This window comes from Castellaniella sp., from assembly GCF_034007085.1.
GTDB lineage: Bacteria > Pseudomonadota > Gammaproteobacteria > Burkholderiales > Burkholderiaceae_B > Castellaniella.
The window spans coordinates 1-11,844 of record NZ_JAVERO010000063.1; the positions used below are offsets into that span (position 1 = coordinate 1).

The following is an 11,844-nucleotide window of genomic DNA, read 5'->3' on the forward strand; positions in this document are numbered from 1 at the left end:
AGGCGCCCCGGGGTGGCGACCAGTACGTCGACCCGGCGCGACAGGGACTTGATCTGGGCGCCATAGGGCATGCCGCCGACCACGGTGGCGATTCGCAGGCCGTCGATCTGCTTGCCATAGGCGCGGGCGGCATCGGCGACTTGCATGGCGAGTTCGCGCGTAGGCGCCAGGACCAGCACCTGCACCCCGCGCCCGCCCGTGCCGGCGCGGTGGCTCAGGCGCTGCAGGGCGGGCAGCATGAAGGCGGCCGTCTTGCCGCTACCGGTCTGGGACGAGACCAGCAGATCATGACCGGCCAGCGCCTGGGGGATCGCGGCGGATTGCACGGATGTGGGGGTATCGATGCCGAGGTCGCGCAGCGCGGCCACGAGCTGGGGGGCAAGCCCCAGGATATTGAAAGACATGGGTTTCCTTGCGCCTGCGAAAGCAGGCGGAATGCCGCAGGGATTGGATGGGTGTCCCTGCCGGGTTGCCGCCGCAGAGGTCTGCCGGGCGGAATCAGTCGCATGCGCCGACCGAATCAACCCAAACGGCACGCATGGCGTGAAACCGAGGTCAGCAGGTCAGAAAACAAGCAATCAATCATTCTGGTGCGAAAGTTTTCATACGTCAATGAAGACCGGGGATGGCTGGGGTTTTCTTCATCAAACGTGTTGGTTTTGTGTCGATCAGAATGGCGGATCGGGTCGGAGTGCACGACCTGGCGCGTCAGGGCGCCAGCGGAATCCGGGTGTCGAATTTGCTGCGCCGGGTCACGAAGAAACTGCGCACATTGCGCACGCGCGGGTCGCTGGTCAGGCAGCGCAGCGCCAGGGCCTGGTAGGCTGCCATGTCCGCCACCAGCGCAATCAGCACGAAATCCGGGCCGCTGCTGACCCGGTAGCATTGCTGGATGGCGGGTTCGGCCAGCAGCCGGGATTCGAATTCGTCGGTCTGCGCGGCAGCCTGGGCATCGAGCGTGACTTCGATCAGGACCGTCAGGGTGGCGCCCATCAGGGCGGGGTCCAGGATCGCCACCCGGCGCTGGATGATCCCGGCCTGTGTCAGGCGGCGCACTCGCCGCAGGCAGGTCGGCGGCGAAGCGTGCACACGCATGGCCAGATCCTGATTGCTCAGGGCGCCATCCTGTTGCAGGAGGTCCAGGATGCGGCGGTCCAGGTCGTCGAGTTCGATCATGGGCATGAGGATGTTTCCAGGGCGCAACAGTGGTGAGAAAGAGGAACCAAGACAGGGATGATCTATTCTGTTCGGTTCATCTTATCATCCATAATGAAATTTAATTTCATTAATCGTATATCATGAAATTAAATTTCATACCAGCGCAGAAATAGAAATCCTATTTCTATCCGACCAGTCCACAATAGCGCAAAACCAGGCCGGCTGAGGCCTGTTCCCATTTTCCCGAACCAGGAGTATTCCCATGTGTGGCATCGTCGGCGCCGTGGCGCAGCACAATATCGTTCCCATCCTGCTCGAAGGCCTGCGCCGCCTGGAATACCGGGGCTATGATTCGTGCGGCGTGGCGGTGCATACGGGCACTGGATTGCAGCGGGTGCGCAGCACCCAGCGGGTCGCAGAACTGGCGGCGCAGGCCGCCCAGGATGGCGTCCAGGGCTTGACCGGCATCGCGCACACCCGCTGGGCCACGCATGGCGCGCCGCTGACACACAATGCGCACCCACATTTTTCCGGCCCGGACCAGGGCCTGCCGCGCATCGCGCTGGTCCACAACGGCATCATCGAAAATCACGACGTGCTGCGCACGGAATTGCAGGCTGCGGGGTATGTGTTCCAGAGCCAGACCGATACCGAGGTCATCGCGCACCTGGTGGACCATCTGTACGATGGTGATCTGTTTGCCGCTGTGCAGCAGGCGGTACGCCGCCTGGACGGCGCCTATGCCATTGCGGTGTTCTGCGCTGAAGAGCCGCACCGCGTGGTCGGCGCGCGCCAGGGTTCGCCGTTGGTCGTGGGCTGCGGGGCCGATGGCAATTACCTGGCGTCCGACGCGCTGGCGCTGGCCGGGACCACGGATCAGATCATGTATCTGGAAGACGGCGACGTGGTCGATCTGCAACTGGCGCGGGTGTGGGTGACGGACGCCCAGGGCCAGGCCGTGGAGCGTGCCGTGCACACGGTCCAGGTCCATACCGGCGAAGCCGAACTCGGCCCCTACCGGCATTTCATGCAGAAGGAAATCTTCGAGCAGCCGCGCGCCGTGGGCGACACCTTGCAGGGCATCGATGCCATCATGCCGGAACTGTTCGGCGATGGCGCGCATGCCGTGTTCCAGTCTATCGACCGGGTGCTGATCCTGGCCTGCGGCACCAGCCATTACGCGGGCCTGACGGCACGCTACTGGATCGAATCCCTGGCCGGCATCCCGGTCAATGTAGAGATCGCCAGCGAATATCGCTACCGCACCAGCGTGCCCGATCCGCGCACGCTGGTGGTCACGATTTCCCAGTCCGGCGAGACCGCCGACACTCTGGCGGCGCTCAAGCATGCGCGCAGCCTGGGCATGGAACAGACCCTGACGATCTGCAATGTGGCGACCAGCGCCATGGTGCGTGAATGCAAGCTGGCTTTCATCACCCGCGCGGGGGTGGAAATCGGCGTGGCTTCGACCAAGGCGTTCACCACCCAGCTGACGGCCCTGTACCTGCTGACCCTGGCGTTGGCGCAGACGCGCGGGCGCCTGGATGCTGCCGCCGAAGAACAGGCCGTGAAATCCCTGCGCCACCTGCCGGCGGCCGTATCCGCCGTGCTGGCGCTGGAACCGCAGATCATCGCCTGGGCCGAACGATTTGCCGGCAAGGAACACGCGCTGTTCCTGGGGCGCGGCATGCATTATCCGATCGCCCTGGAAGGCGCGCTCAAGCTCAAGGAAATCAGCTATATCCATGCCGAGGCCTATCCTGCCGGTGAACTCAAGCATGGCCCGCTGGCCCTGGTGACCGATGCCATGCCTGTCATCACCATTGCGCCGCACGACGAACTGCTGGAAAAGCTGAAGTCCAATATGCAGGAAGTGCGCGCGCGCGGCGGCGAACTGTATGTGTTTGCCGATGCGGATTCCCAGATTGTGGGTGCTCCCGGCATGCACGTCATCCGCATGCCCGAACATTACGGGAAACTGTCGCCCATCCTGCACACCGTGCCGCTGCAACTGCTGGCCTATCACACGGCCTGCGCGCGCGGCACGGACGTGGACAAGCCGCGCAACCTGGCGAAAAGCGTGACGGTGGAATAGGCCCTGATTCTGCGCTGCCCTCAGCGCGCGAACGCGCTGCGATACCGCCACAGCAGCATCAGGCAAACACCTGCAGGCAGCAGCAGCGTTGCGTAGGCAAAGCCAAAGCTGCCGGACAGCGATGCGATCCAGCCAAAGATCGGCGGCCCGACCACGACCCCAAAAAAGGTCATGGACAGGGTGCCCGCCGTGGCGATGCTGGCCTGCCCGGCAGGCGCCTGCCGGGCGACTTCGGCCAGGTACACACCGTTCCAGCCGATGGCGCTGCCGCCGAACAGGCACAGCACCACCAGGACGATCAGCTGCGAATCGAGCAGCCGCAGCAGGGGAGTCGCCAGCGCGCAGAGCGCAATCAGCAGCGACAGTCCCATCAGGGTGCGGACTGCGCCCAGATAATGATCGGACACATAGCCCCACAACAGGCGTCCGCCCACGCCGGCCGCCTGGGATATGGACAGGGCCAGGCCGGCGGCGACCAGTTCCATGCCCAGGTCCTGGTGCAGAAAGGTGACCAGGTAGGACGTCAGCGAGAGCTGGGCGATCGAAAACAGGAAAGACACCCCGGCCAGCACCGCCAGGCTGCGCTGACTGAAGACCAGCCGGAGCGGTCCGGCCAGGCCGCTGCCAGCCGACAGGCGGCTGCTCGGGTCGCGGTCGGCATCCAGGGGTGCGCGCAGTGGCTGGATCATCAGGGCGCAGCAAAGATTGGCGGCGGCCACGGCCAGAAAGGCCGCCTGCCAGCCGATCCATTGGGCCAGGCCCGGAACGATCAGGCCGGCCAGCACCCCCCCCAGTGGCACGCCGGTCTGCTTGACGGAAAAGACGAAGGACATGCGGTGGGCGGGTGTGGTGCGGGCCAGCAGGTGCGAACTGGCGGGTGTGATGGGGCCGTAGCCCAGGCCGACCAGCAGGGCGCCGACCGCCATCGCGGGGACGGATTCGACCGTGCACAGTGCCAGGCCCAGCGCGCATATGCACAGGCCGGCCTGGCTGGCGCGGATGGCGCCGAAGCGTCGTGTCGCGGACCCCGACAGCAGGCTGGCGATCATGGCGCCGACATAGGCGATGGCGACGTAGGTGCCGACATAGGCGGCCGGAATGCCGAGCAGGCCGGCGATGAGTGGCGCGATCGCCGGCAGCGTCAGCAGGGACATCGACACCAGCGACTGGATGGTCAGCGTGGCGGCGAGCGTGATCGCGGAGGATTCGATCGGGGATGCGGGATCCGTGGTCATCGCGGCCTTTGGGGGTGTCATGGACGCGTGGCCGGCAGGAAACGGTCGATGGACGGCGCGTCGGCCAGGCCCCAGACCTGCGCGATCAGGGCATCGATGTCTTCGGCACGGGCGGCGTCCTGGTAGCGGCCCAGTCGCCGGACCTTGTCCTCGATCTCGGGGCGGCTCAGCGTATTGTCCGGATCGCCCTTGGGGGTATCGATGCGCCCCTGCAGGGTCTGGCCGTCACGCGTCGTGACGGTGACCCGGCCGAGCCAGCGCTGCGGATAGGCGCCATCCACTTCGGGATCCAGCTGCATGGTCACGCGGGAACGGAAGTCCGCGATGTCGGGATCGGCGAGGGCATCATCGAATTCCTGCAGGCCGGCTTTCCGGTGCTTGGCGATCAGGCCCAGCACCGTGCCCATGGAAAACTTCGATTGATGCACCGTCGTCGGGCGCACGACCGGCCCCAGGACGTCGATGGCCCCTTGGTGGACGTGCGCGGTCACCTGAACGATGTCGGTGATGTCCAGGTCGTGCGTCTGCACGACGGACAGCAGTGCGTCCGCCGCTGGGTGGGTGTGGCGGCAGGATGCGTGATATTTGAAGGACGTTTCCAGCAGCGCCCAGCGCGATCCCAGGCCGTCGGTCAGGCGGGCCGGGTCCGCGTCACTGGACATGCCGGCCGCCATCCCCTGGGGGCCTTCCAGGATGCGGCTGGCACCCGTGAAGCCCTGCGCGGCCAGGCAGGCAGCCATCAGGCCGTTGGCGGCGGCGCGGGCCGTGTGCAATTGCTTGGAATCCGCGCCGTCGCGCAGGAATTCCCACAGGCCCGCCGCCTGGGTGCCGGCCGAACCCAGCGCGTGCAGCATCTGGGTGGCGTCCAGGCCCAGCAATTTGCCGGCGGCCATGGCGGCGGCGGGTGCCCCGGCCGTGCCGGTTGTGTGGAAAATCGTGTAGTGGCTGCGGCCGAGGAATTCGCCGATGCGGATGCCGGCCTCGTAGCCGGCCACGATGGCCGTCAGCAGATCGCGGCCCGAGGCCTTGCGGGCCTGCGCCATGGCCAGGGCGGGCGGCATGACGACGGCGCCGGGGTGAAAGACGGACCCGTTGTGGACATCGTCCTGTTCGACCATGTGGGCTGCGGCAGCATTGCTCATGGCAGCAAAGACCGGGCTGGTGCCGCTGCGGGTCACCAGGTTTTCCGCCGGCCCGTGCTGCGGCCCCATGGTCTGGCCGTACTGGGCGATGGCCTGGACGGTGCGGCCGCCCGAGCCAGCCAGCATGGATCCCAGGCAGTCCAGCAGCAGGTCCTCGGCCCGCCGCAGCACGGGTGCTGGAATCTGGTCGTAATGCAGTTCTGCGAGAAAGTGGGTCAGTGTGGCGCTGGGATGGGTCATGGGGGTCCTGTCCTGAAAGGCCGGACGATGCCGGCGTGGCCGCAGGGCGCATCCAAGCGCCCCGCGAAGGTGTATGGGGCGACTTTGCTTGAAGGCGAATTTTTTGCCTATTATTGTTTGCTGAACACAGACTTCATCAAACCATAAGGGAACGGCATTCTATGGCGGCACGGTTCGACCTCACCGACATGCAGCTCATGGTCAACGTGGCGGGCGCCCAGAGTCTGACCAAGGGGGCCGAACGCACCTTTCTGTCCGTTCCGGCCGCCAGCAACCGGGTCAAGAGCCTGGAAGAATCGCTGGGCACGGACTTGCTGTATCGCGGCAGCCAGGGCGTGACGCTGACCCCTTCGGGCGAGGTGTTCGTCAAGCACGCGCGCACAGTCCTGCAGCAGTTGGAATACCTGCGGGGCGATATCCTGGAATATGCCCAGGGGGTCAAGGGCCGCGTGCGGCTGTATGCCAACACGACGGCCACGAACGAATTCCTGCCGGCGCTGCTGGGCCGCTACCTGGCGGCACACCCGGACGTCAATGTCGAACTGCGTGAACGGCTCAGCTATCAGGTCGTCCGCGCGGTGGCCGAAGGGGTGGCCGACATCGGCATCACGGCCCAGGGCAGCGGCGGTGCGGGCGTGCAGTACCTGCCCTACCGCACGGATCGGCTGGTGCTGGTGACCTGCGAGGACCACCCGCTGACCCGGCTGGCCTCGTGTGGATTCGAGCAGGCGCTCGACTACGATTTCGTCAGCCTGTTCGAGACCAGCGCCATTCATTCTTTTCTGCTCAAGGCCGCCGAGGACCTGGGCCGCGTCCTGCGGTTCCGGGTCGAGGTCGGCAATTTCGAGGCGGCCTGCCGTCTGATTGCGGCCCGGGTCGGCATCGGCGTCATTCCCGGGGCGGCCGCCTACCGCTATGCGCAAGGCATGCCCATCCGCATCGTGCCGATCGAGGACGCCTGGTCCTTGAGGGAACTGCACATCTGCGTGCGGGAATCCGATCCGCTGCCCGCCTTTGCCCAGGAACTGGTCGATCTGTTGGTGGCCGATGCCGTGTCGGGCAGCGAGCGCGCCGGTCTGGCCGGGTGATTGCCGGGCGGCTGCAAAACACCCTGTTTGGCAAAACGAAATTGCCAGCCTTCTTCGGTTCCGTCATTCTGGACGCTCCCGTCCGGGACCTGATCCGGACAGCATCCATGGAGCCGAAGAACCCGCATGAACGAGACCACCGCCCGATACCAGGATATTCGCGACGCCATCCGGGATCTGTGCGCGCAGTTTGGTGATGAGTATTTCCGCCGCATCGACGAGGCGCGCGGCTATCCCGCCGAATTCGTCGAAGCCTTGACCCGGGCCGGCTGGTTGGCCGCCCTGATCCCGGAAGCCTACGGCGGTTCGGGCCTGGGCTTGACCGAGGCTTCCGTCATCATGGAAGAAATCAACCGGGCGGGCGGCAATTCGGGTGCCTGCCACGGCCAGATGTACAACATGGGCACGTTGCTGCGGCATGGCTCCGAAGCGCAAAAGCAGCAATGGCTGCCCAAGATCGCCAGCGGCGAACTGCGCCTGCAATCCATGGCGGTGACGGAACCGACGACGGGCACGGATACCACCAAAATCAAGACGACCGCCGTCAAGAAAGATGGGCGCTACGTGGTCAATGGCCAGAAGGTCTGGATTTCCCGCGTGCAGCATTCCGATCTGATGGTGCTGCTGGCGCGCACGACGCCCCTGGATCAGGTGCGCAAGAAATCCGAAGGCATGTCGATCTTCATGGTGGATCTGCGCACTGCCATCGGCAACGGCCTGACCGTGCGTCCCATTTTGAACATGGTCAATCACGAGACCAACGAGCTGTTCTTCGAGGATCTGGAAATCCCGGAAGAAAATCTGATCGGCGAGGAAGGCAAGGGATTCAAGTACATCCTGGATGGCCTGAACGCCGAGCGCACCTTGATTGCCGCCGAGTGCATCGGCGACGGACACTGGTTCGTGGACCGGGCCAAGCAATACGTCAGCGAGCGCATTGTGTTCGGTCGTCCGATCGGCCAGAACCAGGGGGTGCAGTTCCCGATCGCCCGGGCCTACGTCAATGTCGAGGCCGCGAGCCTGATGCGCTACCAGGCCTGCGCCCTGTTCGATCAGCACCAGGATTGTGGCGCCCAGGCCAATATGGCCAAGCTGCTGGCAGCCGATGCTTCCTGGGAAGCCGCCAACGCCTGCCTGCAGGCGCATGGCGGATTCGGCTTTGCCTGCGAATACGATATCGAGCGCAAGTTCCGGGAAACGCGCTTGTACCAGGTGGCGCCCATCTCGACGAACCTGATCCTGTCGTACGTCGGCCAGCACGTGCTGGGCATGCCGCGTTCGTTCTGAAGGAGAGAGGATCATGCTGCCGTTGGAAGGGACGACCGTCGTCACGTTGGAACACGCCATTGCGGCGCCGTTCTGCACGCGTCAGCTGGCGGATCTGGGCGCGCGCGTCATCAAGATCGAACGCCCGGGCGTCGGTGACTTCGCGCGTGGTTACGACGAGCGTGTGCGGGGGCTGGCGTCCCATTTCGTCTGGGTGAACCGGTCCAAGGAAAGCCTGGCGCTGGATCTGAAGGCCCCCTCGTCCCCCGAAGTCCTGAACCGCTTGCTGGCCAAGGCCGATGTGCTGGTACAGAACCTGGCGCCAGGCGCGGCGGCGCGTCTGGGCCTGTCGTACGAAGCGCTGCACGCGCGCTTTCCGGGCCTGATCGTCTGCGATATTTCCGGCTATGGCAATGACGGTCCCTATCGGGACAAAAAGGCCTACGACCTGCTGATCCAGAGCGAATCCGGTTTCCTGTCGGTGACCGGTTCGGACGGCGAACCGGCCAAGGCCGGGTGCTCGATTGCCGACATTGCCGCAGGCATGTACGCCTATACGAATATCCTGGCGGCGCTGATCGAGCGCGGCCGGACCGGGCAGGGCCGGCACATCGACGTTTCCATGCTGGAGAGCATGGCGGAATGGATGTCCTATCCGCTGTACTACAGCTTTGATGGCGCGCCGCCGCCACCGCGCAGCGGTGCGTCTCACGCCACGATCTACCCCTACGGGCCGTTTCCTGCGGGCGATGGCAGGACGGTGATCCTGGGCCTGCAGAACGAACGCGAGTGGCAGGTGTTCTGCGAGCAGGTGCTGGAACGCCCTGAACTGGCGGCCGATCCGCGGTTTTCGAGCAATTCGCGCCGCTCGGCAGCGCGGGCCGAGTTGCGCGCGTTGATCCTGGAAGTCTTTGCCAGCCTGAGCGCCGAGCAGGTTGTGGCCCGCCTGGATGCGGCGCGCATCGCCAATGCACGGATGAACGAAATGGCGGATCTGTGGGCGCACCCGCAGTTGCAGGCGCGCAAGCGCTGGGTGGAAGTCGGTAGCCCGGCCGGGCGCCTGCCCGCCCTGCTGCCTCCCGGTGTCGCGGATGCCGGGCAGGCGCGGATGGGCGACGTGCCCGCGCTGGGGCAGCATACGCAGGCCATCCTGGAAGAACTCGGCCTGGCGACGGGAGCCGGTTGAATCCCGCCGTACCTCATGTCCCGCAGGCTGCGCATGGTGCGGAGCCGGGCAGGACTTTTCATCAAGAAAAAACAAGGAGACATATATGCAAACCAACCCTCTTGGCCGGTTGCTCGTGGCATTCGGGATTTCACTGGCCGTCGGTCTGGCCGCTGGGGCAGCCCAGGCTGCCCCCATCGTCATCAAATTCAGCCATGTCGTGGCCGACAACACGCCCAAGGGCCAGGGCGCGCTGAAATTCAAGGAACTGGCCGAAGCCGCACTGCCGGGCAAGGTCGAAGTCCAGGTGTTTCCCAATTCCCAGCTCTTTGGTGATGGCAAGGAAATGGAAGCCCTGCTGCTGGGTGACGTGCAGATCATCGCGCCGTCCCTGTCCAAGTTCGACCGCTATACCAAGAAACTGCAGATCTTTGACTTGCCGTTCATGTTCGACGACATGGATGCCCTGGACCGCTTCCAGTCCAGCCCGGCTGGGCAGGGACTGCTGGATTCGATGCGTTCCAAAGGGATCAAGGGCCTGGCCTACTGGCACAACGGCCTGAAACAGCTGTCCACCAACAAGGACAAGCTGACTCGCCCTGAAGACATCAAGGGTCTGAATTTCCGTATCCAGTCCTCCGACGTGCTCGAAGCCCAGTTCCGCCAGTTGGGTGCCAATCCCCAGAAGTTGGCTTTTTCCGAGGTCTACCAAGCCTTGCAGACTGGGGTGGTCGATGGTCAGGAAAACACCTGGTCGAACATCTATTCGCAGAAATTCCACGAAGTCCAGAAGACCATCGCGGTCACCAACCATGGGGCGATCGATTACATGGTGATCGCCAACGCCGGCTGGTGGGATGGTCTGCCCGAGGACGTGCGTGCCGGCTTGCAACAGGCCATGGCGGGCGCGACGGAATACGCCAACAAGCTGGCTGCCGAGATCAACGACCGCGACCGCCAGCGCATCGCCGAGGCCGGCAAGGCCAAGGTCCAGACGCTGAGCAAACGGGATATCGCCGCATGGCGCGAGGCTGTCCGGCCCGTCTGGAGCAAGTTTTCCGGCCAGATCGGCGAGGATCTGATTGCCCAGGCACGGGCGTCGAACAATGACTGATGATGGCTGTCCTCGGCGGCCCGCACTTGAATGGAGATGAGCATGACGAATCCTGATCCCGCGACCTGGGTCGGCCGCACTGAAATCTGTGTCGATGCGTTGGACCCGGGGCATGTCCGGCGGGTGGCGTTAAGCCTGGGGGATGATGCCGGGCGGCCCTTGGCGCAACTGCCCCCGCTGTGGCATTGGGCCTTTTTCGTCGAGGGGCAGCCGTATACGCTGCTGGGCGAGGATGGCCATCCCCGGCGCGGGGGGTTCCTGCCGCCGGCCGATGGCCGTAATCGCATGTGGGCCGGTGGCCGCCTGGAATTCCATCGTCCGCTGCGGGTCGGCCAGCCGGGAGAACGCTGTTCCCGGATCGCGGCCGTCACGGAAAAGACCGGCCGCACCGGGCGCCTGCTGTTCGTCACGGTGGAACACCGGTATTCCCAGGACGATGCCCTGTGCATCCTGGAGGAACAGGACATCGTCTATCGGGAACCTTCGCCCCCCATCCTGGAAGGCACGCGGCCGGCCCCGGAATGCCAGTGGTCCGAAACCGTGGTGCCGGATCCGGTCATGCTGTTCCGCTATTCGGCGGTGACCTTCAATGGCCATCGCATCCATTACGATGCGCCGTACGCGCGAGATGTGGAAGGTTACCCCGGCCTGGTGGTGCATGGGCCGCTGATCGCGACCTCGATGGTGCAAGCATTCCTGAGAGCGCATCCGGGCGCCAGGATCCTGTCCCTGTCCTACCGGGGCGTGCGGCCCTTGATCGCACCCCGGCCCTTCCAGGTCAGTGGCCGGATCGGTTCCGAGGGCGAAGCCGAATTGTGGGCGGAACAGGACGGCACCCTGGCGCATCAGGCCAGTCTGCGGTTCGAGGCCTGAGACCAGAGTGCTCCGGTGATCGTCATGATGGCCCAGTGTGTCGGCGGCGCACTGCGGCCAGCCAGTCGCTGATCGGCATGGGGCGTGCGAACAGGTAGCCCTGCAGGGTGTCGCACCCATGCTGGGCCAGGAAATCGGCCTGCGCTTCGGTTTCTACGCCTTCGGCGACGGTCCAGAAATCCAGTTGCCTGGCCATGGCCAGGATCAGCCGGGCGATGGCGATGCTGTCCGGGTCCTCGGGCAGTTGGCGGATCAGGCTTTGGTCGATTTTCAGTTCAAAGATCGGCAGGCGCATCAGGTTGGACAGATTGGAATAGCCGGTGCCGAAATCGTCGATCGAAAAGCGGATGCCCAGATGGTTGAGTTCGCGCATGCGCTGGGCCGTGGCCTCGGCGTCCTGGATCCAGATGCCTTCGGTGATTTCGAAGATCAGCCGGTTTCCAGGCGCGCCGGTGCTGTTCAGCAGCT

Annotated in this window: 11 protein-coding genes; 6 read left to right on the plus strand and 5 right to left on the minus strand. The window is 64.8% G+C overall.

Annotated elements, in window-relative coordinates; genetic code table 11:
• Positions 1–404: DEAD/DEAH box helicase (locus RBR29_RS07185; RefSeq protein WP_320348283.1), on the minus strand; the 404-nt coding region annotated here is incomplete at its 3' end.
• Between the two features lie 304 nt (positions 405–708).
• Positions 709–1,182: an Lrp/AsnC family transcriptional regulator gene (locus RBR29_RS07190; protein WP_320348284.1), complete on the minus strand. Its 474-nt coding sequence runs from the start codon at positions 1,180–1,182 to the stop codon at positions 709–711.
• Between the two features lie 238 nt (positions 1,183–1,420).
• Here RBR29_RS07190 and glmS point away from each other — a divergent pair, with 238 nt between their 5' ends.
• A complete protein-coding gene (gene glmS / locus RBR29_RS07195) occupies positions 1,421–3,253 on the plus strand; it encodes a glutamine--fructose-6-phosphate transaminase (isomerizing) (protein ID WP_320348285.1) in 1,833 nt (610 codons plus the stop codon).
• A gap of 20 nt (positions 3,254–3,273) precedes the next feature.
• On the opposite strand, the gene RBR29_RS07200 is transcribed toward glmS, so the two are convergent.
• Both RBR29_RS07200 and RBR29_RS07205 read right to left on the minus strand, forming a co-directional pair.
• Entirely contained in the window at positions 3,274–4,509 is a 1,236-nt protein-coding gene (locus tag RBR29_RS07200; protein WP_320348286.1) for an MFS transporter, read from the minus strand.
• Positions 4,506–5,870, minus strand: coding sequence for an MmgE/PrpD family protein (locus RBR29_RS07205; protein ID WP_320348287.1), 1,365 nt, complete (start codon positions 5,868–5,870; stop codon positions 4,506–4,508). Before RBR29_RS07205 ends, RBR29_RS07200 begins: the two co-directional genes overlap by 4 nt.
• A gap of 161 nt (positions 5,871–6,031) precedes the next feature.
• On the opposite strand from RBR29_RS07205, the gene RBR29_RS07210 reads away from it, so the two are divergent.
• The 5 genes from RBR29_RS07210 to RBR29_RS07230 all read left to right on the plus strand — a co-directional run bounded on the left by RBR29_RS07210 (position 6,032) and on the right by RBR29_RS07230 (position 11,376).
• The gene (locus RBR29_RS07210; protein WP_320348288.1) at positions 6,032–6,958 is read left to right on the plus strand and encodes a LysR substrate-binding domain-containing protein; all 927 of its coding nucleotides are present in this window, start codon (positions 6,032–6,034) and stop codon (positions 6,956–6,958) included.
• Between the two features lie 126 nt (positions 6,959–7,084).
• The gene (locus RBR29_RS07215; RefSeq protein ID WP_320348289.1) at positions 7,085–8,245 is read left to right on the plus strand and encodes an acyl-CoA dehydrogenase family protein; all 1,161 of its coding nucleotides are present in this window, start codon (positions 7,085–7,087) and stop codon (positions 8,243–8,245) included.
• A 13-nt stretch (positions 8,246–8,258) separates the two neighbouring features.
• The gene (locus RBR29_RS07220) at positions 8,259–9,410 is read left to right on the plus strand and encodes a CaiB/BaiF CoA-transferase family protein (protein ID WP_320348290.1); all 1,152 of its coding nucleotides are present in this window, start codon (positions 8,259–8,261) and stop codon (positions 9,408–9,410) included.
• Between the two features lie 85 nt (positions 9,411–9,495).
• Complete coding sequence (locus RBR29_RS07225; RefSeq protein WP_320348291.1) at positions 9,496–10,503, plus strand: TRAP transporter substrate-binding protein; 1,008 nt, start codon at positions 9,496–9,498, stop codon at positions 10,501–10,503.
• Between the two features lie 42 nt (positions 10,504–10,545).
• Positions 10,546–11,376, plus strand: a complete 831-nt coding sequence (locus RBR29_RS07230) for a MaoC family dehydratase N-terminal domain-containing protein (protein WP_320348292.1) — start codon at positions 10,546–10,548, stop codon at positions 11,374–11,376.
• Between the two features lie 22 nt (positions 11,377–11,398).
• On the opposite strand, the gene RBR29_RS07235 is transcribed toward RBR29_RS07230, so the two are convergent.
• Positions 11,399–11,844: EAL domain-containing protein (locus tag RBR29_RS07235; protein ID WP_320348293.1), on the minus strand; the 446-nt coding region annotated here is incomplete at its 5' end.

Bases quoted from the DNA above. Each gene is read 5' to 3' on its own strand.
- RBR29_RS07230 (WP_320348292.1), top strand. From the start codon at position 10,546: ATGACGAATCCTGATCCCGCGACCTGGGTCGGCCGCACTGAAATCTGT.
- RBR29_RS07205 (WP_320348287.1), bottom strand. From the start codon at position 5,870: ATGACCCATCCCAGCGCCACACTGACCCACTTTCTCGCAGAACTGCAT.
- RBR29_RS07225 (WP_320348291.1), top strand. From the start codon at position 9,496: ATGCAAACCAACCCTCTTGGCCGGTTGCTCGTGGCATTCGGGATTTCA.
- RBR29_RS07190 (WP_320348284.1), bottom strand. From the start codon at position 1,182: ATGCCCATGATCGAACTCGACGACCTGGACCGCCGCATCCTGGACCTC.
- RBR29_RS07200 (WP_320348286.1), bottom strand. From the start codon at position 4,509: ATGACACCCCCAAAGGCCGCGATGACCACGGATCCCGCATCCCCGATC.
- RBR29_RS07210 (WP_320348288.1), top strand. From the start codon at position 6,032: ATGGCGGCACGGTTCGACCTCACCGACATGCAGCTCATGGTCAACGTG.
- glmS (WP_320348285.1), top strand. From the start codon at position 1,421: ATGTGTGGCATCGTCGGCGCCGTGGCGCAGCACAATATCGTTCCCATC.
- RBR29_RS07215 (WP_320348289.1), top strand. From the start codon at position 7,085: ATGAACGAGACCACCGCCCGATACCAGGATATTCGCGACGCCATCCGG.
- RBR29_RS07220 (WP_320348290.1), top strand. From the start codon at position 8,259: ATGCTGCCGTTGGAAGGGACGACCGTCGTCACGTTGGAACACGCCATT.